Annotated in this window: 24 protein-coding genes, 1 rRNA gene and 1 riboswitch; of the genes, 10 read left to right on the top strand and 15 right to left on the bottom strand. The window is 53.5% G+C overall.

Going from position 1 to position 23266, the window contains the following annotated elements; translation table 11 throughout:
• The first annotated feature begins 90 nt into the window (after positions 1-90).
• The 5 genes from rrf to WCK51_11545 all read left to right on the top strand — a co-directional run bounded on the left by rrf (position 91) and on the right by WCK51_11545 (position 4220).
• Positions 91-207, top strand: a 5S ribosomal RNA gene (rrf, locus tag WCK51_11565).
• Positions 208-262: 55 nt separating this feature from the next.
• On the top strand, positions 263-1306 hold the full coding sequence (locus WCK51_11560) for an acyltransferase (protein ID MEI7577524.1): 1044 nt from the start codon (positions 263-265) through the stop codon (positions 1304-1306).
• Between the two features lie 25 nt (positions 1307-1331).
• Positions 1332-1961: a GDSL-type esterase/lipase family protein gene (locus WCK51_11555; protein MEI7577523.1), complete on the top strand. Its 630-nt coding sequence runs from the start codon at positions 1332-1334 to the stop codon at positions 1959-1961.
• A gap of 98 nt (positions 1962-2059) precedes the next feature.
• Positions 2060-2833, top strand: coding sequence for a hypothetical protein (locus WCK51_11550; GenBank protein MEI7577522.1), 774 nt, complete (start codon positions 2060-2062; stop codon positions 2831-2833).
• A gap of 322 nt (positions 2834-3155) precedes the next feature.
• On the top strand, positions 3156-4220 hold the full coding sequence (locus tag WCK51_11545) for an acyltransferase (GenBank protein ID MEI7577521.1): 1065 nt from the start codon (positions 3156-3158) through the stop codon (positions 4218-4220).
• Here the strand turns inward: WCK51_11545 and WCK51_11540 are convergent.
• The 8 genes from WCK51_11540 to WCK51_11505 all read right to left on the bottom strand — a co-directional run bounded on the left by WCK51_11540 (position 4176) and on the right by WCK51_11505 (position 9302).
• On the bottom strand, positions 4176-4622 hold the full coding sequence (locus WCK51_11540) for a hypothetical protein (GenBank protein ID MEI7577520.1): 447 nt from the start codon (positions 4620-4622) through the stop codon (positions 4176-4178). The genes WCK51_11545 and WCK51_11540 overlap by 45 nt on opposite strands.
• Entirely contained in the window at positions 4619-5494 is an 876-nt protein-coding gene (gene rfbD, locus WCK51_11535; protein MEI7577519.1) for a dTDP-4-dehydrorhamnose reductase, read from the bottom strand. The genes WCK51_11540 and rfbD overlap by 4 nt, the downstream gene beginning before the upstream one ends.
• On the bottom strand, positions 5491-6168 hold the full coding sequence (locus WCK51_11530; GenBank protein MEI7577518.1) for a hypothetical protein: 678 nt from the start codon (positions 6166-6168) through the stop codon (positions 5491-5493). Before WCK51_11530 ends, rfbD begins: the two co-directional genes overlap by 4 nt.
• Entirely contained in the window at positions 6165-6881 is a 717-nt protein-coding gene (locus tag WCK51_11525; GenBank protein ID MEI7577517.1) for a hypothetical protein, read from the bottom strand. The genes WCK51_11530 and WCK51_11525 overlap by 4 nt, the downstream gene beginning before the upstream one ends.
• 10 nt (positions 6882-6891) lie before the next feature.
• Entirely contained in the window at positions 6892-7056 is a 165-nt protein-coding gene (locus tag WCK51_11520; protein MEI7577516.1) for a hypothetical protein, read from the bottom strand.
• A 56-nt stretch (positions 7057-7112) separates the two neighbouring features.
• Positions 7113-7901 carry a PspA/IM30 family protein gene (locus tag WCK51_11515; protein ID MEI7577515.1) on the bottom strand — a complete coding sequence of 263 codons (789 nt, stop codon included), beginning with the start codon at positions 7899-7901 and terminating at the stop codon, positions 7113-7115.
• A gap of 73 nt (positions 7902-7974) precedes the next feature.
• Positions 7975-8541: a hypothetical protein gene (locus WCK51_11510; GenBank protein ID MEI7577514.1), complete on the bottom strand. Its 567-nt coding sequence runs from the start codon at positions 8539-8541 to the stop codon at positions 7975-7977.
• A complete protein-coding gene (locus WCK51_11505; GenBank protein MEI7577513.1) occupies positions 8538-9302 on the bottom strand; it encodes a PD-(D/E)XK nuclease family protein in 765 nt (254 codons plus the stop codon). The genes WCK51_11510 and WCK51_11505 overlap by 4 nt, the downstream gene beginning before the upstream one ends.
• 38 nt (positions 9303-9340) lie before the next feature.
• On the opposite strand from WCK51_11505, the gene WCK51_11500 reads away from it, so the two are divergent.
• Positions 9341-10198, top strand: coding sequence for an MqnA/MqnD/SBP family protein (locus tag WCK51_11500; protein MEI7577512.1), 858 nt, complete (start codon positions 9341-9343; stop codon positions 10196-10198).
• A gap of 174 nt (positions 10199-10372) precedes the next feature.
• Positions 10373-11407, top strand: a complete 1035-nt coding sequence (locus WCK51_11495; protein MEI7577511.1) for a hypothetical protein — start codon at positions 10373-10375, stop codon at positions 11405-11407.
• Between the two features lie 21 nt (positions 11408-11428).
• Here WCK51_11495 and aspS read toward each other — a convergent pair whose 3' ends face one another.
• From aspS to WCK51_11475, 4 genes are all read right to left on the bottom strand, one after another.
• Positions 11429-13234, bottom strand: coding sequence for an aspartate--tRNA ligase (gene aspS, locus WCK51_11490; protein MEI7577510.1), 1806 nt, complete (start codon positions 13232-13234; stop codon positions 11429-11431).
• 36 nt (positions 13235-13270) lie between these two features.
• Positions 13271-13645 carry a type II toxin-antitoxin system RelE/ParE family toxin gene (locus tag WCK51_11485; GenBank protein MEI7577509.1) on the bottom strand — a complete coding sequence of 125 codons (375 nt, stop codon included), beginning with the start codon at positions 13643-13645 and terminating at the stop codon, positions 13271-13273.
• Between the two features lie 135 nt (positions 13646-13780).
• Positions 13781-14101, bottom strand: a complete 321-nt coding sequence (locus WCK51_11480; protein ID MEI7577508.1) for a 2Fe-2S iron-sulfur cluster-binding protein — start codon at positions 14099-14101, stop codon at positions 13781-13783.
• 13 nt (positions 14102-14114) lie between these two features.
• Complete coding sequence (locus WCK51_11475; protein ID MEI7577507.1) at positions 14115-17075, bottom strand: prolyl oligopeptidase family serine peptidase; 2961 nt, start codon at positions 17073-17075, stop codon at positions 14115-14117.
• A 359-nt stretch (positions 17076-17434) separates the two neighbouring features.
• On the opposite strand from WCK51_11475, the gene WCK51_11470 reads away from it, so the two are divergent.
• Entirely contained in the window at positions 17435-17800 is a 366-nt protein-coding gene (locus WCK51_11470; GenBank protein ID MEI7577506.1) for an ankyrin repeat domain-containing protein, read from the top strand.
• Positions 17801-18233: 433 nt separating this feature from the next.
• Here the strand turns inward: WCK51_11470 and WCK51_11465 are convergent, their stop codons facing one another.
• Entirely contained in the window at positions 18234-18359 is a 126-nt protein-coding gene (locus WCK51_11465; protein MEI7577505.1) for a hypothetical protein, read from the bottom strand.
• A 784-nt stretch (positions 18360-19143) separates the two neighbouring features.
• On the opposite strand from WCK51_11465, the gene WCK51_11460 reads away from it, so the two are divergent.
• Together WCK51_11460 and WCK51_11455 are read left to right on the top strand one after the other, a co-directional pair.
• Positions 19144-19395 carry a hypothetical protein gene (locus WCK51_11460; GenBank protein MEI7577504.1) on the top strand — a complete coding sequence of 84 codons (252 nt, stop codon included), beginning with the start codon at positions 19144-19146 and terminating at the stop codon, positions 19393-19395.
• Positions 19396-19915: 520 nt separating this feature from the next.
• Positions 19916-20509: a hypothetical protein gene (locus tag WCK51_11455; protein ID MEI7577503.1), complete on the top strand. Its 594-nt coding sequence runs from the start codon at positions 19916-19918 to the stop codon at positions 20507-20509.
• Positions 20510-21408: 899 nt separating this feature from the next.
• Positions 21409-21549: riboswitch (cyclic di-AMP (ydaO/yuaA leader) on the bottom strand.
• Positions 21550-21596: 47 nt separating this feature from the next.
• Here WCK51_11455 and WCK51_11450 read toward each other — a convergent pair.
• A complete protein-coding gene (locus WCK51_11450) occupies positions 21597-22364 on the bottom strand; it encodes a DUF2231 domain-containing protein (GenBank protein ID MEI7577502.1) in 768 nt (255 codons plus the stop codon).
• 6 nt (positions 22365-22370) lie between these two features.
• The gene (dapA, locus tag WCK51_11445) at positions 22371-23258 is read right to left on the bottom strand and encodes a 4-hydroxy-tetrahydrodipicolinate synthase (protein MEI7577501.1); all 888 of its coding nucleotides are present in this window, start codon (positions 23256-23258) and stop codon (positions 22371-22373) included.
• Between the last annotated feature and the right edge of the window lie 8 nt (positions 23259-23266).

Below are 23266 nucleotides of genomic sequence, written 5' to 3'. Positions count from 1 at the left end.
AGCTCTTATAAAGTTACTCGATGTGCTTCTTGTTTCATGTGCGGCTCTCAAAGGGCTTCGGTTATTACAATCGAATATCCCTACCACTTTCCGGGTGGTCATAAAGCGTAGGAAACACCTGTTCCCATTCCGAACACAGCAGTTAAGCTACGTCTTGGCTGAGGTAGTTGCACCGCAGGGTGCCGCGAGAAAGGCTTGTCGCCCGGTTAATATGTAAGAAGGCTCCCGAAAGGGAGTCTTTTTTTGTGTAAACTCTTCTTCAATGACCGCCCCTACCGCAACTGCTGAAAGATGGGCTTTTCTGGATGCAGCGCGTGGAATAGCTTCAATAGCGGTCGTCTTGCAACACTCTGTGTGGGGAGCCTTTGCGTGGGCTCCTGACTTGTTTTCGACGCTGTGGAGTCCTGGACGATTTGGGGTTGTGCTCTTCTTCTTCGTGAGCGGCTACATTGTGCCTCACAGCCTAGAGCGCCGAAAGAGCTTGAAATCATTTTGGGTTGGTCGGTTTTGGCGTCTCGGCCCGCTTTACATCTTTCAAGTGGTGCTAGTGAGTGTTTTGATACTGCTTGGCGTTAACATGCACACTCAGTACAATCCTATGAATCTCAAGCATCTCATTGGCAACTTGTCGCTTCTTCAGGACTTCGTGGGAATTCCGTCGACAAGCGCCGTTTCTTGGACCTTGGGCGTTGAAATGCTTCTTTACATCGGGATATCCATCGCGTTTGCAATTGGATTTCTCAGTAACACTCGACTGATCGTCGGTGTCTTGCTTGCTTTGTTTTTAGCCGTCGGTGTCATTTTTCCAGTCCTTCTACACATTAGATTCCCAGCGGGAGCCATCGCAGTGTTCACTTCGATTCTGGGTGGACTCCTGTTCTATCGCGCAAAAGCCGGTGACATCTCTCAACAGGAGCTAGCCGCCTGGTTGGTCGCTAACTTTGCTGTGGTCACAATCTCAGCACTTCTTAACTATCGTGATCATCGACTCTCCCCGCAAGATATCCAGCCAACAAAGGCCTGCGCCATTATCAGCGCTCTATCTGGATTTGTCGTGTTCTGGTTACTGACTAAGTTCAAGGAGCTCAAGTATCCAATGTGGCTGAACAAGCTAGGAGTTTGGAGCTACTCGATTTACCTTCTCCACGGCCTGGTTCTTCACTTCGTGTCAGGTGGTGAGAATCCATATGCTAAGGTGTCGATTCAGGTTGGCTTATCGATCTTGGCTGGTTTTCTTGGCTACACTCTGATCGAGAAAACCGGACTAGAACTCGGAAAGAAGTTTGCCCAGCCTCGTGCTGATTGATTCAAGTTTTCGTACGTGAAGTTCGATGAATACCGCGCTGCTTATCTGTACCTTCCTAAGCCAGAAGTCCTATGTCTATCAAGCAGATCTCGATCGTTGGGCTGCCCTCGATCAAAAGAACCCGCCAGGCTCCGGCAGGATCCTCTTTATCGGTTCTTCGACGTTCACAAATTGGAAGACGATGGAAAGTGCTTTTCCAGGAAAAGGCGTTTTTAATCGCGCCTACGGTGGCTCTGGACTCGGAAATTTGATCCGCGACTACAAGGTCTTCACCGCCTACAAACCCAAACAAATCGTGATTTACTGCGGCGAAAATGACCTCGCTGGCGGAACCACTCCGGCGTACGCAGTCTTCGAGAACTTTAAGAAGTTCTTTGACCTTACTCGTAAGGAGCTTCCCGGAACCGATATCCTCTACTGCGCAATGAAGCCTAGTCCAGCGCGTTGGCACCTAAGGGCCAAATACACCTATGGCAACCACCTGATCAAAGACTTTCTGGCAACTCAGCCTCGAACAGGTTTCGTCTCTTGTTGGGATGCAATGCTCAACGCCGACGGCCGCCCCGACGAGTCCCTATTCCTCGGCGATATGCTCCATATGAACGCCAAAGGCTATGCAATCTGGACGAAGATTCTTGCGCCGAATTTGAAATGAAATTTTGCAGTGCTCGTGTCAGCTGGAAGACAAGAGAAGAGCGGGCCGCGCTAGTTATGTTTACTGCACCGGGTTCCCTGAGGTATCTGGCATATGGGATGGTGGCATTTATCATCCTATCGTTGATTTCTGGTTTCATCATTCAACAGATTCCAAAGGGCGATTCCAGAGGCGCAATAGGACTCCCCCTTGTAATCTGTACTTTTGGCGCTCTGCTCTACGCTTTACATCGGGGCGAACGCCATACCTGGGATGTCGTGCAGTCCTGTGACGAAGGTGTGCCTCTCTTCTACTCTTTCGGTATGCAGAACACCATGCTATTGGGGCAACAGAAGGGCTGGGTTGGTTACGGATGTTTAAAGCAGTCTGGTACAGACTGCTTTCGGATCGATGCAAAGCACCGTTTGTTGATAGAGCACATTGGGACTGGGATCGAATTTGGCTCGGTCATGATCGAAAACAGAGTTCAACCCGTGGCGTGCATAACGTCTAGGGACGGGATTCAGCTCTTTTTGTGGCAACCAGGGAGGGATATTCGAGAGGCACTTGCTCCTATGCTCACGTCAGAAAATCGACGGCAGACTGTTCTGGCAGGTATCCCAAAGATTGAGGATTGGCCGGTGGTTGGCCCTACTCGCTTAACAACAAGGGGGCTTTGGCCGACCTTTGCCATTGTCTGCCTATTGCAGATTGGCATGGTGTATCTTTCCAAGCTGGCGCAGATGCCAGGCATCGAATTGATACCAATTGGGCTCACGGTTGCACCCATGATCTATTTCTTGTTCGAAGGTGCTGCCCGGCAGAGAACGATGCTTTTCGGCGAGTTTTTAGAACGTCAAGTTGTTGCACATGACCTCGAGCGCCTTGCGTAGTTCATAGAGATCCGACTTGGATTTCGCGCTCAGAACCGCATTGCCTGGTTGCTGCTACAAGTGACCTTGCGAAATTCTGAGTCTCTCTCGAGGTTTTGCCATCCAGTCGAATTCTCAAAGTGGACAGCGGTCCGTTTCTAACCCTACTTAGCCTCGGGGTTCTTGACGCATGGCCGCCTGAGAACCCGCCCTAGTTCATGAAGCTCTGACCCAGACGTTACACTAAGATTCATATTCCGGCAGATGAATCAGGCAAATCACCCAGCAAGAGAATAGCTGCGCTCGAGGAGTGTCGCAACTCCCTGGGATATACTCGCAACTAATGGCCCAGGCAACCGACCAAAGTCGATACAAGGGCATAGATGCGGCACGCGGCTTCGCCGCAATTGCAGTGCTTGTGGCCCACGCAATCGAGATTGCCTCTTTAGCCACATTCAAATCAATCAGCCAATTCATCCATCTCGGCGCGGGGGGAGTCTATCTCTTCTTCATGATAAGCGGATTCGTGATTCCCTTTAGCCTCAAGAGAGTCAAAACCGTAAAGGACTTTGCGATCGGTCGAGTGTTTAGGATGTACCCACTGTTTATTGTTAGCCTGGCCGTTTCAATAACTGGCTTTATGATCGGGGCGACACCTTGGTTAAGTCCTAAATCCTTTGTTTTGAGTGCAGTTCTGAACCTAACAATGGTGCAAGAGTTTCTTGGATTCCCTAGCTTACGGGGTGCCTACTGGACGCTAGGTTATGAACTCGTGTTCTACTGTCTTCTTGGGACTCTGTTTGCTCTTAATAGGAGCTCAAAATTGTACAAGCTCAGCCCGACCATCTCAGTACTACTAATCCTCCTCAATCTAGCATCATGGGTGACAGGTCGGTCGTTAGGTGGAGATCGACTGATTGGCTTCGCCTTCATGTTCCTCGGCTGTGCGTACTACTCCTACCGCGCTGCCGAAATCACGAAGCGCCAGATTGTGATGATAACAGCCCTGGCAGTGTCTTCAATATCGCTCCAGTGGTTCACGTCAATCTCCATCAACGCTAACTCACTGGCGACATTGAGCCACTACCCGACCATGCTGGTTGCCGTAGGCGGATTCATCGTCGCGCTTTCTGCAAACGACACAAAGGTTTCTCCTTTGTTTGTGTATTTGGGCACGATCAGCTACTCGATCTATCTCGTTCACGGAGTGGTACTGATTTGGCTGCGACCAACTGGCGTTATGAGCAATACGGCATACTTTACGTTTGCACTATTCGCGTCTACTGTCCTGGTTTCAGCTCTTACCTACCGTTTCATTGAACAGCCGGGTATCAAACTAGGAAAACGGTTAGTTGCGACTCGCTCAGAACGTCAAGTTATCGCACATGACCCCGAGCGCCTTGCGTAGTTCGGGCAGATCATTCTTCGTTTTCGCGGTCAGAACTGCGTTAACCCGGTAGCTGCTCCAAGTGAGCTTATAGAATTCCTGATTCCCCTTGAGGTTGCGCCAACCGATCCACTTCACGAGGCGAATAGTCGTCCACTCTTCACCTTTCTTAGCTTCGGGGTTTCGTTGCGGAGTCGGGATCGGCTGACCCGACTTGGCTAGCGTGAACGAGATCGAGCCGCTTTTGGATTCGATTTTCCCCGTGCCTGGTTTCACTTCTTTGAATCCAGTCGGGAGCTTTGTGGGTACCCCTCCCTTGACCGCGCTTGTCTTGTAGTCAAAATCGTAAACTGGGATCGAAAGGGTCGCGGTCACTGATGATTGACCAGCTAACAACATCGAAAACGCGAAGATTCCGCTCATAGTCTCGAAATCTTACCTGCTCGACGCAACCGCTCAACAAACTCTTCAACCGCCGACTCAGTCGACCGCCAAGGATTGATCCCGGCCCCGGCTAGCTTGGCGTTACTCATCACCGAGTAAGCCGGTCGCTGGGCAGGAGTGGGATAGTCCGCCGTGCCTATCTTTTCAACCGAAACCGATTCGTCTCGATAAACCGACAGCACACGCTCCGCGAACTCGTGCCAGCTCATCGACTCGCTACCACAAGCATGGTAAACCCCTGAAGGCAACCCCCCTTCTATCGCCGAAGCGATTGCGGTCGCCAAGTCAACAGTGTACGTCGGACACCCGAACTGGTCTCCGATCACCCGAAGTTGGCGCCCAGCATTGTGAGCGTTTATCATCGTCAAAGGAAAGCTCTTTCCGCTGGGTCCAAAAAGCCAGCTTGTGCGGAAGATCACCGGATCATCAAGCATCGCCTCTGCGTAGTGCTCTCCCGCGAGCTTAGATTGTCCGTAAATCCCCAAGGGATTCGTCTCGTCGGTTTCGACATAAGGAGCCGAAGCCGAGCCATCAAATACAAAATCTGTAGAGACGTGTAACAATCGAGGTCCCCCGTTGAGCTTGCCACACAAGTTCAAAATCCCCTCTTCATTGACGTCAAACGCTACTTCCGGCTCTTCCTCAGCTTTATCAACCGCGGTGTAACCGATGCAGTTCACCACCCAGTCGGCGTTCTTCTTCGCAAGCCATTTGCAGTCGTTAATCGTCGCCGGCTTTGTGAGATCGATATCGGCGCGGGTCAAAGCGCGAACCTCATGACCCAATGCCTCAAGCACCTTCACCACGTCGGTACCGAGCATTCCGTTCGAGCCAAGAACCGTGACTTTCACTGGTTGCGAACCTCAATGCTCCAGTCCCGGATGTCGAGATCTGGGTCGTTTGTGTCTGGCGTGCTTGGCTCAAGGAAAGCAAAGCGTGAGTTGTCGTACACCTGCGATGTGGCTAGCGGAATCCGAACGAATGAGTTGATCTCCGCGATGTTCCGATTGTTCCCCAGGCTGTCAATGATCCGACTCGATCCGCTCGACGGGTCGAGAAGCCGGTTCATGGTCAGCAGATTGACTTGGATCGACTGAAGCGCCTTGGCATCCGCCACCGTATCGGCTAACTGGTTCAAAGAAAGCTCGAAGCCGAGCGTCTTTGATCCGGTCGAGACGTCGAGCGAGTTGAGTGGGATACCGACCGCATTGAAAAACGATAAGGATGAATCCGTAAACTTATACAAAGTGTACTGGCGCGTCTCGGGTGTCCAGCGGACAAAGTAAGTGGCATTGCCTGTCAGAAAGCCGTTATTGGTAGGAAACGCCACAACCGGAAGAGGGCCGTCGGTGGTCGGGTTGAGGTCGGTGCTCGTCCGAATCGCAAAGATGTACACGTAGTCGGAGCGGACTTGGCCGTCTACCGACATTCGGAAAATGAGACGCGTCGCGTCGGCATCAGGGTTTAGGGGCGATTTAGCGCAGCCTAAGAGGGTCAAAGCAAGCAGACCAGGCCAAGCCCTCAAATCACACCGCCGGTGTAATACAGGATCCGGCTGCACCCCTCGCACACAACCACTTTGTCCTCGATGAGCTGCACCATCACCATCTCGGGAATCGTCGAGCCACACTCCTCGCAGGTCTTTTCGTGAGTAACATCCGCCATTCCGACATGGTGTTTGGCCCGAATTGCGTCGTACCGCCCAATGAGCGCTGGGCCAATTGTCTTTGCCAAAGCGGGCCGCTGCGAACTCAGCTCCTTAAACCGCATTTCTAGCTCTGCTTTCTGGGTCGCCGCCATGGTCCTCCAGTCTGCGAACTTCTTGATCGCCGCCTCGGCTTGCTTTTTCGCTTCCTCGGCGGCCGACTTCAGCGGTGGAACCTCGTCCCAGTAAACAAGGATTTTCTCGTCGTTAACCGATTGGTTGGCAATAAGCCGAGCCTTTTGATGTTCGAGTGCCTCGATCTCCTTCGGGTTAGTGATCTTCCCTCCGAACAGTTGCTTCTCGATCGACAGCACCTTATCGGCAATTTGCTGGTTTGCCAGTTCGAGATCCCGCTGCTCGCCGTGCTTTTCGTGGTACTTCGCGTTCGCCTCAGCGAAGTTGGCTTTTGCCCTTTCGGCAAGAGCTTGCAACTTGACACCTTCTTCCATCGCCGCCGCGCGCTTGCGAATTTGTAGAATCGCACGATCAATCTCGTGGAGCTTATGGAGGCGCATCAACTCAGCAGATGCCATGAGGTTAAGGTTACTTGATTCGTGAGCCGATGAAGCCGCCAATCGCACCAAGAACTGCGACCGGAAGCATCGGGTACTTCATGTTAGGGCAGCCCGAGTTGCAACGGACCATCAGCTTGTGGTAGCCGAATCCCAGCACTGCACCGATCAGAAGTCCCAGAATTGGTTTGAGCATATCAGTGCATACGCACAAATTGGAGTTGAAGTTATATCTCCACTACTCCAACGGAACTAGCTATTCAATCGCTTCTCGAGATCTTCGAGAGCTTTCTCGGCTTCACTTGCCGAAGCCCCAGGAGCTGCTGCTCCGCCCTGAACAACACTCACCGAAGGAGTCACCGACTCAGTAGCCGTGACCGGCTTCAGACCAAGCTTCTCTTCCAGCTTATCGAGCTCGGACTCAGCTTCGAGGTCGCGCGAAGTGGACTCCATCTGCTGAATCTTTCCGAAGAGCGACTCGTTACCCATTTCGGCCCGAGCAGCCGCTTCGGATTGCTTCTCTTTGATTCGGTTCTCAACCGCGCCAAAACCTTCGAATTCGTTCTCGAACGAGAGTCCGTCGAGGGCCTTGCTGATCGACGATTGAATCTGAGCCGACTTCCACTGAGCCTTGAGCGCCAGAGCTTCGGCGGTCTTCTTGCGAACCTCTTCTTCCTGACGCTTGATGCCAACTTTAACCTGCTCAACGGTGGCGACCGCAGAATCGTATGAAGCCTGCAAAGAAGCAACGACCGAGTCAATGTTCATCTTCTCGCGCATGAACTGAGTCGCCAGCGCACGGTCACCCTGCTTAAGAGCCATGGTCGCTTTGGACTCAAGCGAAGCGGCCTTATTCTGCTGCTGCTTCAGCTCGTTCTCCAGCATATTCTTCTGGGTGATCGCCTGAACTGCCTTCTCGCGGTTACTCAAAAGAGCCGCTTGCATGTCCTTCTTGGCCTGATCCAGCATCACTTCGGGATCCTCCAACTTGTCCATCGTCTTGTTGAAGAGCCCTTTTAGCCAGTTGAGAAATCGTTTCATTGGGTGTAATTCCGCGCGGTTTGACGCTAATTATACACTTACGCTTAACCTAGCGTTAGGTTGCAATCGCAGATTAGTGAGGGTTGGAAACTGGCGTTTGGACCCAGGGAAGGCTAGTCAGCATTCGCTCCATCTCAGGAGTTAGGTCAGGGTCTTCGTTATGAAGGTGTGGAAATGGGATTTCGGGCTTGCCTTCAATGAAGCCTTTCTCGACCAACAATTCAGAAACCGATGACAGATGGCCGTAGCAATACACCCAATCATGCTCGTCCCAGATAATCGTTCCACCGCTATCCATAGCGTGAATCCAAACGTGATGCCGCGCATCTCGTCCCAAGAACACACCAAACTCAGACAGAAAGGCTTGAACTTCAGCAAGCGAAAGCGATGCAAGTTCGTAACGAGCAAACTCGTATCCGTCCGGCGGAGTGACCAACAAATAAACGAGCCGAAATCTCTCCCCATAAACTCCCAACACTTCCGAGACAAACTCTAAAGGGCGACGAGGGGCCACGAGTAAACGAGAAACGCCCGAAATCGCTTCCTTAGAATACGTATCTTGCCAGGCAACTGGTGCCCACCCGTTCACCGGGTCCCAAGCACCGAGCTTGGCTCCAAATTCGCGCGGTAACGGAGTCATTCGTACCTCGGATCCTTCTTGCAAAGCGCAAGGAAGTCGCAACCATCGCAAAGCGGCTTCGGCCGCGGAGAATAGTCATCAATGGAAGCCGAGAGAATCGTCTCGCCAATCTGAACAATGTCCCGCTCAAACTCCTCGAGTTCAAGTGCCGAAAGAGAAGTAGTGGCCCTTGCCTGCACCCGCAGAGCATGAATCGTCGCCGTCACCGGACGATCGGGGAAAATAGACCGAGCAAGCAACTGGTAGCAAGCCATCGCCAAATCGTCCTTAACTTGAGCCTCTGTAACCGATGCGCGCCCAGATTTGTAGTCAACAATATCGATCCGACCATCCGGATACTCATCCAGCCGATCCACGCGCCCTATCAGCTCAAACGGCCCTAAGTCGCGTTTCAAAAGCTTCTCAACCGCCAAAGTCCTAACTCCTGACTCGCGACGAGCGACTTCTTCCTCGGCAATCACCGCCGCAACAATTTCCTTGCCTTCGCCGTAAGCCTCCTGCATCTCCTCAGCCGAAGCAAATCCCGCGTCAATCCAACTCTCTTCGTAGATCCGTAGCGCATCGCCGACCGTGGTGACGCCCTGGTCCCCCTCGTCGTGAAACCGCTCCATTACCTTGTGCAGAGTCGTGCCGAATGAGTAGTAGCTTTTCGCTCGCAAATACCACTTCCCGCGCGGGTCAATATAGGTCCAGAGGTACTTGCTTGGGCACGCGAGAAACGTTGTGATCCGGCTTGGACTCAGGGTTGGTTTTCGCGCCACACGCTATTTTAGCGCGGTTGGGGACGTAGACTATACATGTGACTACCGCCGCGCAAACGATTCGCCTCGGCCACTCGCCCGATTCCGACGACGCCTTCATGTTCTGGGGCCTCGCATCCGGCACCGTCAAGTCCGAATTTCAGTTCGAGCACATCCTGCGCGACATCCAGACCCTCAACGACTGGGCGATGGAAGGCAAGCTCGAATCCACCGCGATTTCGGTTCACGCTTTTGCCTACGTGGCAGACAAGTACGCCTTGCTTCGGCACGGTGGCTCGTTTGGCGACGGATACGGCCCGATGGTGGTTGCCGCTTCGCCAATTTCGGTTTCTTCGCTAGAAGAGATCACGATTGCGGTTCCTGGCAAGCTCACATCCGCATTTCTTGAACTCAACCTGTTCTTCGAAGACACTTTTGGCACCAACGCGAACCTGAAGTACGAGGTCGTCCCCTTCGACGAAATCGTCCCCGCAGTTCAACGCGGCGACTACGTCGCTGGTCTGATCATTCACGAGAGCCAACTGACTTACTCCGAAGAAGGCCTCTATGAGATCGCAAACATGGGCATGTGGTGGCGCAAGAAGACCGGCCTCCCATTACCATTGGGTGTGAATGTCGTTCGCAAAGACCTCGGCCACGACGCCGTCATCGAAGTCTCTCGCTGCATGCGAGAGTCAATTGAAGCCGGTCTCCATAACCGCCAAAACGCCCTTGGCCACGCCCTGCAATACGCTCGTGGAATGGACGAGGGAACTTCCGACAAGTTCGTCGGCATGTACGTCAACGAGCGAACTCGCGATATGGGCGAAGAAGGCGTCAAGGCGATCCGATTGCTACTGGCCGAAGGCGCCAGAATCGGCATGGTTCCGGCGGTTGATCTCGAAGTAGTTGACTAAGCCCTAGATTCCTCAAAAGCTTACCAAGAATTCTAATGTCCTCTATAGCTGGAGGACACTAGGATTGAATTGTGTCGAACGTCGGCGCATAGAAGAAGGTCCCTCGTCCGTGGACTGATCGTGACCCTCACACGTAAAAATTCTGACAGCCAACAATTGGTGTATATTTTACGGATGCTTGGTTTATCCGCTCTAGTGCTGTTGGCAAACAAGGAACCTATGCAGAACACCGGTTCAAAACCAGCTTTGGCAATGGAGGCTGGTTTCCAACGTTATGGAAAGTTGCGAGGCGAGCTCACGGCGCGAGAATGGGTTCAGTCGTGCGAGCCCGGTAAGACGGTTGAGATCATGGTCTGCCGCCCGCCAAATTTGCCCACTCAGGAAATCATTTCCGACTCTGTAACTGTCGAAGGCGGTCGTGTGTTGCGCAAAATTTCAGGTCCCCTCAACCGTGGGCAACAACAGATGTGGTGTCTTGAGGTCATGCCCGAGGCGAAAACAATGACCGTGATAATGAAGGCAGAAATTTGGAGCTATATCCAAGCCAACGCTGTTAGCACTGAACCGGTCACAATGACACCCCAGTTTGTCTCCCTCGGGGAAGAAGTGAGCTACGACTACGAGCATCCGAAGTTTCAGGAGTGGTACAAAAAATGGGAGATGCAAAAGGGAGAGTCTGAGCGCTGGTCTGAATACATTGAGCGCACGTACAAAGTTTTGGATAAGTGCTTCAAATACTCCAAAATCCCAGCGGGCCCAGGTGGCAGGCGAGGTGACTCGCAACATGCCAGCGGGATCTGTCAGTTGACGGAATTTGGTTGCCAAACGGCTGCAACTCTCTACGGCGCGGTACTAAGAAAGCAACATATTCCTTGCTTCCAAGTTTACGGCGGATTTTGGAGTCAGTCTGGGAACGACACATTGAGTCACTCGTTTTTGTATGCCAATCTTGCTCCATATGGTTGGAAACTTCTCGATCCGACTTCGGCTCTTGATGGGAAATCCTATGGCGCTTCTGAAGGGGTTATCAGGTATTTCGTGCTTAATGCCGTTCAGATTGCTGGATTCATGGATGTTGAGCGTCGGAATCTCAAAGTCGGTAGCACATCCGCCTACTATTTTATTAACGCAGGTACTTCAGCAAAGGGAGGCGGGATGGCAAAGACCAGTCCTGACAAACGAGAAATTAGATTCAGGAAGTTGCCTTGATTAGCAACGGACTTGACCTATCTAACCTCTCTTAAGGCCAAGTTCCGCCCACTGCTGGGAGTCAATCGTGCTCGGAGCGTTCATTAGCGGATCCATTCCCGGCCCCGTCTTGGGGAACGCGATGACTTCGCGGATGTTCTCGGTGTCAGCGAGGAGCATGATGAGGCGGTCCATGCCCCATGCGATTCCGCCGTGAGGCGGCGCGCCGTAACTAAATGCTTCAAGCAGGTGTCCGAAGCGCTCTTCTTGCGTCGCCGCGTCGATGCCGAGGAGGCCGAACATTTGGGCCTGAAGGTCGCTCTGGTTGATTCGGATCGAACCACCGCCGCACTCGCTACCATTGCAAACCATGTCGTAAGCCTGAGCGCGAGCCTTGCCCGGAGTCTCGGCAAGCAAAGGAATATCCTCGGTCTTCGGAGCCGTGAACGGGTGGTGCATCGCCGACCATCGCTGGCCGTCGGCATCCCACTCGAAGAGAGGAAAGTCGGTGACCCACATATACGCCAGCTTTCGGGGATCGCGAAGCCCACAGCGATCTCCAATCTCCAATCGCAAACGATAAAGAACGTTGTTCCCGGCCTCGTAGCCATCGGCGATGAAGCAGAACAAGTCGCCCGCCTCCGCCTTTCCAGCATCGGCAATCGCCTGCAACTGCTCCGGAGTGAAGAACTTGGTGATCGACGACTTGGCAATCAGTCCGCCCGGCAGGGCCACGCCCTCGCCTTCCGCGATGAACGAAATCGACGCCATGCCCTTCGCGCCAAACTCACGCGAGAAGTCCTCCAAGACTCCGACTTCCTTTCGCGAGAGCCCCGATCCGCCCGGATATCGAACGCCACGAATGACGCCGCCACTCTCGATCGTGTTCTGGAAAACCCCAAACTCCGACCCTGAAACAATTGAAGTGACGTCAAACAGCTCCAGCCCAAACCGGATATCCGGCTTATCGCATCCGTACAGCGACATCGCCTCGGCGTAGGTCATGCGAGGGAAATCTCCAACCGGTTCCTTATCCAAACCAAACTCAGTGATCAGGCCATTAACGACCTCCCGAACCATTTCCTGGTTCAAAGTGAGAATATCTTCCTCGGTAATGAACGACATCTCAATGTCGAGCTGAGTGAATTCGGGTTGTCTATCAGCCCGCGAAGACTCGTCTCGGAAGCAACGCGCAATCTGGAAATACCGCTCAACCCCGCTGACCATCAATAGTTGCTTGTACTGCTGAGGCGACTGAGGCAGCGCGTACCAGAGCCCAGCCTCCTGTCGATAAGGAACTAAGTAGTCCCGTGCGCCCTCCGGAGTCGACTTCGTGATAATCGGAGTCTCGACCTCCAAGAACCCACGCGCGGAAAGGAAGTTTCGCAACCGCTGATTCGCCGAAGACCGCATCGCAAGCGAGCGATACATATACGACCGTCGAAGGTCCAGGTACCGGTGCTTCAAACGAAGCTCTTCCGAAACCGAAGCCATCTGAGCTTCATCCGAAACCGGGAAGGGCAGAGGCTTCGCCGGGCTCAATAAAGTGTACGAAGTCAAGACAACCTCGATCTCCCCCGTCGGCATCTCGGCGTTCTTGGTCTTTTCGTCGCGTAGAGTCACAACTCCAGTGACTTCCAAACAGCACTCCGGCCGAATCTCCGCCCGATTAGCAAACTTCTCCGGGTCGAGCGCAATCTGCACCAGCCCATTCCGATCCCGCATATCCGCAAACCAAAGCCCCCCCAAATCCCGAACCCGGTGAATCCAGCCATTCAGAGTGACGGTCTCGCCCGCGTTCGTAGCGCGAAGCTCTCCGCAGGTATGCGTGCGCGATCTAAAGCTCATTTTGAACCTAAGAGGATACCCGCTTAGCTTCAGTCCTCACCCTAGGTGAGTCGCTATATCCATCGCCCCGTGCAAAACCCGAACAACGTAAATCCCACCCTGAACAGGTTTGAAAACGATGTTGTGGTTGTAAGTCGCGTTCTTCCATTTCACGATCACCGAGTACAGCCCATCGAAATCCTCGACTTCTCGCCAAGGTAGCTCCCGTTTTGCAGCCTTTCTAGCTGATTCCATCAGAAGTTCCGTGTAGACGTATGCCTGATCCAGACCCCAATGGTGCGCAGTGTGTCCATGGTTCTGTACTAAATCGTTCTCAGCCTCAGGGCTGTAGGTTACGACGCCAGTTTCTTCTGCTTCCACGACTCCACGCTGCTGTGAATTGAAGCGAGAACTTCGGATTCGGTTCGACATTCACCCTGCTCAAAGCTCCGAAGGCCTGCCCGCACTAACGCTTTTTCTGCATCCGTCAGCTTGATCGGTTGACTGGTGGACTCAGGGTTCATGGCTTTATCATACATCAGATTCACGTCCTTTGGAACCTTTTCGTCAGGGCTCCACATCGCCGCCCGGGTTGTCCCAAGCGGCGGTGCTCACAGGCTGAAGAACCTCGACCGACATGTCCCGGTCCACCCGGATCTGGCACGAAAGCCGGAACTCGCCCAGCACGCCGTCTTCTTCCAAGCAATCCTTCTCCGCATCCCCCATCGGCGGCTCCTCGCTCAGAAACTTGACGCGGCACGTCGTGCACCGAGCGTTCCCGCCGCAGCGGTGCGAAACATCAACTCCGCCATTTTCCAAAGCAAGAACCAACTTGGTCCCCTCTTCACAGGAGAATTCGTCGAAGCCAACGGCGGAGATTTTGTGCATAGTCGTAGGATACCTAGCCGCCCGACTTCTTCTCACCCACCGGCTCAGTCCCCATCGTCCGGCCCTTCTTCACCGCCGGAATCCCCTCCGCCATCCAAGTCGGCAAAGGACCGTCCTTCAAGTAGTAATCAAAGAACTGCGACAACCGAACGCTGAAATCCTTTCGGTTCCGACGCTCCACCAAGTTGTGGGCCTCGCCGTTGTAGTTCAGCATCCAAACCCGTTTATCCAGCCGCCGCAAACCCGTGAAATACTCGATCCCCTGCTGCCAAGGCACGGCCCCGTCCTTGTCGTTCGACATCATCAACAGCGGAGTCTTCACCTTGTCAGCATGCACCAGAGGCGAATTCTCCAGGTACCGCAACGGCGATTCCCAGATCGACTCCCCAATCCGGCTCTGACCAATCTCATACTGCCCCTGCCGAACCACGCCCGATTCCCCACGAATCCCGCCGTATGCCGAGAGCATGTTGCTCACCGGAGCCCCCGCACACCCCGCCGCAAACATATCCGTCTCCGTCACCAAATAAGCAACCTGATACCCGCCCCAGCTCTGGCCCTGAATCCCAACTCGTTTCGGATCAACGAACCCCCGCCGAATTGCCTCCTGCGTCGCCGGAAGAATGCAGCTGACCGCACTCTCACCCGGATAGCCAGTTTTGTACTTAATATCCGGAACCAAAACCACATACCCCTGACTCACGAACAGCGGAATATTGATCGTCGAAGCGCTCGGCGCCGGGGAACGATAAGTATGCAAAAGCTCCGAGTCTCGCTCATAGAAGTAAACGATCATCGGGTGCTTCTTCACATAATCGACCTTGTCTGGCGAATAAAGAATTCCCCGCAGCTCATCCCCGTCGTTCGAGCGATAAGTGATGTGCTCCGCTGTTCCCCATGAGTACTGCTTCTGCTGAGGATTCGCATCCGTAATCCGCTTCCGATTCGCAAACGTCCACGCCGAATCCGCAACCATCAAGTCCGGAAACTCCTGGAACGTCTGCCGAGTAAAGAACACCTTCTCCGCATTCTTCGCCTTCGAAACCGAACTCTGAACAACTCCGCGAAGCCCAGCCGCCCCACCGAACTGGGCGGCCTCCATCAAGATCTTCTCCGGAGCCTTGCCCGCCTCAAGCTTGTAGTACCCAGAATCCATCGATTCCGTATCCACCGCACTCAGCAGCATCGGCTTCGAAAGGTCAACATAAACTTCGTCCGGATCAAGCCCTAAACGGCGGAACCGAAGCGACTGCATCCGCCCATAGCCCCCCGTCACGCACTCCGGTTTAGCCTTGCCCGAAGGGTCAACCGCCCAAATGTCGAAGGCATCGTAAACCAGAATCCGCGCCTCGTCCTTCGTCCATCCGGCAAACCCGATCTGCCCCGCCGGAGCCGGAACGTCGTTCAGCTCATCCCAAATCGGCGGCAAATCATTGTTCAAAACGACTTTGCGACCCGTCGCCAGTTCATAAGAAACCAGCTTCTTGCTCGACTCCTCGTACCCAACTCCAAACCGACCCTTCGGCGACAAAACCAGCGAAGCATCCGTCCCCTTAACCAGCTCCTTCCGCTCGCCCGTCTTCAAGTTGATAGTGTAAATGTCCTGAGCCCCAACCGACCAAGAAGACTGCTTCCGATAAGCCTTGTTCGAGATCGACAGACCCAAGTCGTTGTCAAACTCAGAAGAAACCGACGACCCCGAAAATGCGTCCGTCTCAAGCTCCACCAGCTTATCGCTACTAATGTGATAGAGGAAGTCAAAACTCCGCGCCCGATCCGCGGCAAGCTGGTTCAACTGAACCGTCTGTAACCGCTCGTCATCGTAGTGCCAAACGTCCAGCGAAACCGCTTCGTCGGGATTCACTTCCGGCTCCGGAGTCGGCTTGCCCGTCACCCCAAATCGCAGTCGCTTGCCCGACTTGCTAAAGCTCAGCGTCCCCGCCGCCGGCATCGTATCTTTCGGTAGCTCCTTGGTCCCCAGCTTCGCCACCAGTTTCGCAGGCTTGCCAATCGTCGAAACGTAAAGGCTGTTCGTCGGTTGCTTCGCCAAGTAGTCATCCTTATCCGTCACAAAAGCGAGTTGCCCAGCCTCTTCATCGAACGCCATTCGCAGATACCGCCCGAGCCCCTTAACGACCTCGGTCTTCGCACCCGATTTCAAGTCAACCACGACAATGCCGTCCTCGGCCCCGTCTTTCGAGCTAATCGCCAGGGCCAGCTTCTCGCCGTTCTTGCTAAACGCCGCCGAAGCAACGTTCTCCCACTTTGTCTCCTTTCCGGTCGATAATTCTCGAAGCGTGTAGGTCTCGCCCGCCTTGTGGTCGGCCTTCTTTTTGACCGTCTCCTTCTTGGCGTCGTCCTTTCCTGCTTCCTCTTTCGCCGGAGCCCCAGCCGCCGGAGCCCCACTCGCTGTTGCCGCCGGAGCTACTTCTGGTTTGTAAAGAAGGAATCCCTTGTCCTCAGGAGCCATCTGCCAACTGGAGATTTTCTCCATGTTTGTACCAGCAGACTTAGTCAAATCAACAATCACCATTCCCGCTTTCGGAACGTCAGCGGGCTTCACTTTGTCCTTTCGCGCCTTCTTGTAAGCTTCCCAACTCGGATTCACGGTCGCAATCAAGAACTTCGAATCGCCCGAAATCGTGATCCGAGGGTTCATCGGCGTCCCCTGCGGAAGCGTCAATGACTGCCCCAAAGCCGTGGTGAACTTCGCACCTGTCGAAGTGTTCTGAACCTCCAAAACCATGTCCCCTTCCTGGGCAGCAATCGCATAAGCAATCCAGTTCCCATCATCCGAAATCGTCGTTCCCCGAATCGACTTCCACTGATCATAAACCGAGTGATCCAGCGCCTTCAACCCCTGCGTCTGGACAACAGCGGGCTTGGAAAGCAAAGCCGAAGGAGCAGTCGCGGCCAAGTGAGAAGGAGCCTGCGTCCAAAGCACGCTAGCAAGAATGAGAACAGAGTTCACCATAGACTCCGCGATTTTAACCTATTTGAAAACCCCTCCACCAATTTCTCTAAAGTTCACGAACCCCAACTCCAACCAAATCTGTCGTAAGATAATAAGATTCCAAGAGGAGCAACCAGTGAGGACCAACTACTGCTCTATTTCAGACGGCTTCATGACTGTCGATAACGTGGGTTGAAACTTCCCCGATGCCTCGGGTCCGCGACCCCGCAGGCTACAACGACCAACCTTGTTCAAGCCGAATGTATAACCTCCAACCTCGGACTTCGTAACTTGCCCAAGACCTTGCACGCCTTGGAGTTTCAGGTACCCAGCTGCATTGAGAAAACATTCGGGTGTATTGCTCCGCGTCTAATTTCACTATGAAACGACTCATGCTTGTACTACTACTATGCAGTGGCTGCTGCTTCTTTCTGCTTCGTCTGCCAACAGGTGCAAAGCTTGCCGAAGCACCCTTCCATTCTCCGGCGGCAAGGAATGACATCGCACAGATGAAATTGCTTCTGGACAAAGGTCTGGATGTAAACGGCAGGGACGATAGAGGTTACACGGCAATCTTCATCGCACTCGGCCATGGAAATGTGGAAATGGCGGATTTTTTGCTTAGTAGAGGCGCAAGGCTTGAACTTGCGGATAATGAAGGGAACGGGCTTGCGAAGTACATACAAAGAACAGGACCCGAGAACTCTATTAAGTGGTTAACCAAATTAGGATACAGACTAAACTAGGCTATCCGCTCGCGTGCAAAACACCAACGGAGTTCAAAACTTGATGCGACAAAGTTACCGTTGCAGATAAGGACAATGTATGAAGAAATCTCCAAATTTGAACAGCAGGATACTGTTCCTCCTCGTGGCATGCATGACTTGGTGTGCCACTCGGACGGCTGCAGGTTTCCAGCAGAAGTCAGGGCAACAACCTGTCATTGCTCGACTTACCCCGCAGCAACTGAAAGCACTTATCAGCGAGGTGTACCCTGATGGTTTGTCGAAAAAGCCGGTGAAATGGCTAGTAACGATCTACTCAGTAAAAAATGGAACCATTGTTTACAGGCTTACTCCTCCGGATTCCAGGGTACGGTTCGAGTACATGCCTCGGACGATACTTCCGTCAGGAAAAGTTCAAGTCTCTGGGCCGGAGGACTTTTAGAAAAGTAGCAATTCAGGGTGAGCCACTAGCATGGGCGGGGTGAGCAGGAGTCGCTGGGGTGGCACCGTCAAGTGACCAAACGCCGAGAACTTCCAACCACCCGAAAACTGGCTTGTCAGTAAACAGTCTTCCGCTCATGCGTCCACCTCAATCTTGCCCTTTTTGCCCGGAGGCGAAAACATAAGGCACCCTCACATACAACATGCAATGGCATGAGTTATCATTCGAGAAGGAAGAATCCGACCAATGAAAAGGTGGACCTCAAAATGGGATCATGTCAGTCCCAAAAAGTGCGACGGTAAGACCGGCTCTGAGTCCGTAACCTTTAGTACCAGTGGGTGTTAGAATGTATTGCCTATCTATCGCTCTCGCACTTAATGGCCCATTCTCACTTTCGAACGCACTTGGCGGATTGCACTACGAACGCTGTACAACGCTAACTGAATTGAAACGGTTTGAGCGTGGTGTCCGCTCTTTGGACTCATTGAGTCTGAGGGCAATCAGAGTCGCCTACAAATCGTACATCGCTTCCTCGGCGCAAAAATCGTATCATTTGGGCAAGGCATGGGGCAACGTAGCTATTCCGTTATCAAAAATACGGAATAATGACCTTGCCGTAATCAACCGTTATCTATTCGCGAAACTTTCGGGAAAATATCCTGTTTCAACGCAATCCTGGTTCGGTCCTTGCTCGGTACTGGAATATGGAAGATTATGGCACCCTTCGCAGAAAGGGAAGCGGTTGAAGCTCTGGGCTTATGGAAGTACTTACGGAATGTCGGGCTTTGATGCAATCGCTGAATTTGACTACTGGAGTAGTCGTTCCTCCAAAAGGTATCGCACCCGGTCAGCGCCAAACGAGACTCGTGGTCGTAACTCTGATCTGGGACGGAACGGACTATCTCGGTGAGCTCTAATGGCAATGAAGAAGCGTTTCTATAGTGTGAATGGCCAGATGATGGGCTACGAAGCATCGGGTGTGAAGAAAGACTTTCTGACCGATCACCTAGGTTCTATCACGGCTGAGATCGATCAGTCTCAGACCAGAACGTATGACACACGCTATTCAGCGTATGGACGCAATATCTGGTCTACCGGAACAAGCTGCGGCTTTGGCTGGGTTGGAACCTTTGGCTACCGAGAAACCGGCGAGCCACTATCGTGGGCTGGGTAAGCAGAAGTAACTGGGGTGGCACTGGTAACCGCGTCTAGAACCAATTGACGCTCTCGGTGAGCCAGGTTACCAGTGAACCAACTTGGAGTCGGCAGAGCTGTGTAGGAAAACAACCCAACTCGAGCTCGGCCTCGGACCCTTTCGCTAACTCCAAGCTCACGCAATTCTGTCGGATGATTAGAAGAACCGGATGGCGACATTCGCTGAGGATGCGACGTTGAACACCTACACCTACGATTGAGACGGCCTTAAGAAGGTCGAGAACGTGGGCCAAAGTGTCTCCAACATCATCTTGGATGGAACAGAAGTTACTCGGCGCCTCCAGATTTTGTCGAAAGGGGCGGTCCAAAGCCGTTCATGCTCCAAGTGCACCCTACAGGTGTGCCACCCCCACGCCCGATCTGATCCTCTTGTTCACGAATTTATAAACTGCCCGGGGGCAGGTGGAGGTGCAAAACATCCGGAAAGGAGAGACGTTACTGGTAGGTTAATGGAATGCCTTGGAGGTATCAACTAGTAGATGGGAGCTTTACTTGCTGCAGTGTGTGTGAATGTTTTCGCGGCTCATCCGGCCGCAGGGACTCTAAAACAAGTTGAGAGGGGCGAATGGCTTCGGCTCGCAAGGCTATCTTGCTCTGAGGACTACGAAGTGTCCAGCCGAGCCGGCGAGCAGTTGCGAAAACTCATCATAAGACTCCCAAATCAACAGAGACTTGAGTTGATTAATGATCCTGACCAGGAGATCCGGATTCAGGCGATTCAGGTATCGGCGAAGTACTTTCGCACGCATGTGGACGAATGGTGTCGCACCGTTGAGAACTCCCGGACGAACCTGGATAAGTACAAGCTGATGGACACTTTTGAAGCCTGTCGGCTCAACGATAGAGATCTTATCTCCTACCTCACTGTCTGTCACGGTTTTCGAAATACTGACGATCGCGGGCTTAGAATCGCGGTTATCGAGTCCATGGGCAGAGCCAAAGTCAAGACGAAAGCACAGCGGGACCTGGTGGTGTCGGTCTTGGGAATCTTTGCAACCAACGGTGGCCACAAGGATGACCGGGCGAGAGCCTTTAGTGCTTCGCACAATCTAAACGAGACAAACCCATTCTGATGCCTCGGGATCCGCGACGCCGCTCGCTAAGGCCACCGCCAGATTAGGCGGCTGCAAAAGCACCTTTTGGAGTGCGGTGGCATGGCACCGCTTTTCATACCAGCGACTTGTCGCGGCCGGTCAAAGAGAACCCCGGCACATGACTCCCAATCCAACCCAACTTCTGATGCCTGGCGGTCCGCGACCCCGCAGGCTAAAACCTTTGCCAACGCAGACGGCGCCAGAGCAACTTTGGGAGTGCCCCGATGAAATCGGGGCTTTAGCAGGCTCCCAGTGCCAACCTGTTCCCAACTACAGCCTTCAATAGCCGATTAGTGAAGCCCGAAATACCAAGAAAAGGTTGACAAACCCCACTTTACGTTGCCTACAAGGTGATGATCCAAATTTTGAGACTTGCTCGTGATAGACCCCGATGGGTCCTCGCGTCTCGCCTGGCCACGCCAAGTTCGAGCAAAGCGACCACCGAGGCTCCAACTCCCAAATCAAAACCTTGTCCCCACTTGTCCCCACTAAAAACGAAAAATGAGAACCCATTTGAACCTATTGTCCCCACCAAAATGCGTCGCAGTTCTCTGCCAATCTCAAGACTCCTCAGCGCCCCTTGCGCCCCACAAATCTCTGAAAGTGAACAATCTCCGAACCTACGCGCCCCACAAAATGCGTCGCAGTTCTCTCTCGCTCAAGCCTCAACGCGCCTACCCAACCCTACCCAACAAAAACGAAATTTCGGCTCGTAGTTGAACCGGACTACCCACCAAAATGCGTCGCAGTTCTTTCCGAAAACTGGGAGCTCCCAAAAGCAACCGAGGCCCCGAACGTGAACGTCCGAAGCCCCGACCAGGAGGTGCAAGGGGCGCACAATGGCGACCCAAACTGTGAACCGGGGGATGATTGCTCGCGCTACATCTCTCGTTCGCCTACGGGGTTAGCTGACGGGTTAGGGCCAAGAGCGTCCCTTCCTCGGTTTCCCAAGAATTCACCCCAAGTGATGGGTCCCCCGTTCCCGCTTTTTGAAAGGCGGAACTCGGCGCTGGCTACACAGCCTGCATATCAATATTAACTCAGAAAGGAGTGTTTCTGTTCCAAATTATTGACCAAAAACCATGTCTCCGCCAAAATGCCCAGCGAGCAGGACCGAACCCGCGCTGAGGCAAAGCAGGGCGAGAAATCCGAGACCTTCTTTCTTGCGCTGTGACCAGGCTCCGAGGGCAAGGAGGGTGCTTCCGCTCGCTAGCGCAAGGTGAATGATCATCGGGTTCGCGGTGAGCGGCCAGTAGCCAAGGCGGAGCATTGCGGCGATTCCGGTTCCGATCGTTGCAATCGAGGCGATCAGGCCCAAACCGAGGTTCGCAACCGCAACATCGTGATAAAGCTTCTGCTTCATGTACCGACCAAAAAGCTCGAAGAATGCCGCCACCGCCCAAAGAGCCAAAGGGAAGTGCGCCACCGCTGGGTGCATCGAGTGTTTGGGGATTAGCTGGCCGCTGCTTGTCTCGATGACTTTAGGAGTGTCGGGTTGTCCAGTCGGTGCCTCTTTGACGGCAGGAAGTTGCCCAGCCTTCAGTTCGTCACCGTTCGAGAGACCGTCGCCATCCGCGTCGGCAGCCGATACTTTCTCCAATGCGGCGGGAGTCAAAGTGTAATCCGGGGGCAAAACTGGCTTGACCTGTTTTCCAAACAGATTCAACTTCGGCGGCTTGCCATCGTGACAAATTTGGCATTTCGCCTTCGCCGCCGCCGACTCCGGCTTGAAGGCATACTGCTTCATCAGCACGTCATAAAACGCCGGATAAGCCTGACAAGCCCCCGCCACCAGGCAGAAACAGATGGCGGAAAGGAGGCGGCGAAACATCATCGGGTTTTACCCTTTGAACGCAGATTTGATCGAATTCAGTTCCGATTCATCAAGCGGAACCAACGGAAGTCGAACTGAAGCGCAATCAAAGCCACGTTGCGAAAGCATCCACTTCACCGGAACCGGATTCGGAGCAACAAAGCAAGCCTTGATCACCGGCATGATTTCATGGTGAATCTTCGCCGCCCCCGCCGGGTCGGTCGGAAACAGCTCGATCATCTGCTTAATCTGCGCGCCAACAACGTGCCCAGCAACGCTAACCACGCCATGCGCCCCAAGCGCCAAGGTCGAGAGCGTCAGAGCATCGTCACCGCAATAAACCCGGAAACCCTCCGGCGCCGATCCGCAGACATCGCTGATCTGAGGAACCGAACCACTGGCCTCCTTAACTCCGACAATGTTCGGAATCTTAGCCAGCTCAAGCAAGTAAGGCGTCTCGAGATTGATGGCAGAACGTGGGATGATGTTGTAGACCAGAACTGGAAGGGAAGTCGCCTCGGCGCAAGCCTTAAAATGTGCCACCAAACCTCGTTGCCCCGGCTTGTTGTAATACGGATTCACGATCATAATCCCGTGCGCCCCTAGCTCGGTCGCCTTCTTGGTGCAAAAAACGGAATCGGCTGTGTCGTTAGAACCAGCCCCAAAAACAATTGCCGCCCGGTCGCCAACTTCTTCCAATACCTCGGTCAGAAGCCGGAACTTCTCGTCTTCCGAGAGGGTCGGCGACTCTCCGGTGGTCCCGTTCACAACAAGCCCGTCGTTTTTCTGAACATCCACCAAGTAAGCCGCAAGCCGCCGAGCTTCCTTAAAATTCACTCCGCCGTTCGCGTCGAACGGGGTCACCATCGCCGTAAGAAGTCTGCCCCAGTCGCGGGGTCCCGAAAATGCAGCCATTTTTGTTA

Source organism: Armatimonadota bacterium, from assembly GCA_037138755.1.
Taxonomy (GTDB): Bacteria; Armatimonadota; Fimbriimonadia; order Fimbriimonadales; family Fimbriimonadaceae; genus Fimbriimonas.
The sequence above is the reverse complement of the archived record's forward strand: the minus strand, read 5'-3'. Positions and strand labels throughout refer to the sequence as shown.

Coding starts and splice junctions, on each gene's coding strand:
- WCK51_11485 (MEI7577509.1), bottom strand. CDS start 13,645: ATGTCGAACCGAATCCGAAGTTCTCGCTTCAATTCACAGCAGCGTGGA.
- WCK51_11560 (MEI7577524.1), top strand. CDS start 263: ATGACCGCCCCTACCGCAACTGCTGAAAGATGGGCTTTTCTGGATGCA.
- WCK51_11540 (MEI7577520.1), bottom strand. CDS start 4,622: ATGAGCGGAATCTTCGCGTTTTCGATGTTGTTAGCTGGTCAATCATCA.
- WCK51_11495 (MEI7577511.1), top strand. CDS start 10,373: ATGCTTGGTTTATCCGCTCTAGTGCTGTTGGCAAACAAGGAACCTATG.
- WCK51_11555 (MEI7577523.1), top strand. CDS start 1,332: ATGAATACCGCGCTGCTTATCTGTACCTTCCTAAGCCAGAAGTCCTAT.
- WCK51_11510 (MEI7577514.1), bottom strand. CDS start 8,541: ATGACTCCGTTACCGCGCGAATTTGGAGCCAAGCTCGGTGCTTGGGAC.
- WCK51_11455 (MEI7577503.1), top strand. CDS start 19,916: ATGGGAGCTTTACTTGCTGCAGTGTGTGTGAATGTTTTCGCGGCTCAT.
- WCK51_11475 (MEI7577507.1), bottom strand. CDS start 17,075: ATGGTGAACTCTGTTCTCATTCTTGCTAGCGTGCTTTGGACGCAGGCT.
- WCK51_11520 (MEI7577516.1), bottom strand. CDS start 7,056: ATGCTCAAACCAATTCTGGGACTTCTGATCGGTGCAGTGCTGGGATTC.
- WCK51_11525 (MEI7577517.1), bottom strand. CDS start 6,881: ATGGCATCTGCTGAGTTGATGCGCCTCCATAAGCTCCACGAGATTGAT.
- WCK51_11460 (MEI7577504.1), top strand. CDS start 19,144: ATGAAGAAGCGTTTCTATAGTGTGAATGGCCAGATGATGGGCTACGAA.
- WCK51_11550 (MEI7577522.1), top strand. CDS start 2,060: ATGGTGGCATTTATCATCCTATCGTTGATTTCTGGTTTCATCATTCAA.
- WCK51_11545 (MEI7577521.1), top strand. CDS start 3,156: ATGGCCCAGGCAACCGACCAAAGTCGATACAAGGGCATAGATGCGGCA.
- WCK51_11470 (MEI7577506.1), top strand. CDS start 17,435: ATGAAACGACTCATGCTTGTACTACTACTATGCAGTGGCTGCTGCTTC.
- dapA (MEI7577501.1), bottom strand. CDS start 23,258: ATGGCTGCATTTTCGGGACCCCGCGACTGGGGCAGACTTCTTACGGCG.
- WCK51_11465 (MEI7577505.1), bottom strand. CDS start 18,359: ATGAGCGGAAGACTGTTTACTGACAAGCCAGTTTTCGGGTGGTTGGAA.
- WCK51_11515 (MEI7577515.1), bottom strand. CDS start 7,901: ATGAAACGATTTCTCAACTGGCTAAAAGGGCTCTTCAACAAGACGATG.
- aspS (MEI7577510.1), bottom strand. CDS start 13,234: ATGAGCTTTAGATCGCGCACGCATACCTGCGGAGAGCTTCGCGCTACG.
- WCK51_11450 (MEI7577502.1), bottom strand. CDS start 22,364: ATGATGTTTCGCCGCCTCCTTTCCGCCATCTGTTTCTGCCTGGTGGCG.
- WCK51_11480 (MEI7577508.1), bottom strand. CDS start 14,101: ATGCACAAAATCTCCGCCGTTGGCTTCGACGAATTCTCCTGTGAAGAG.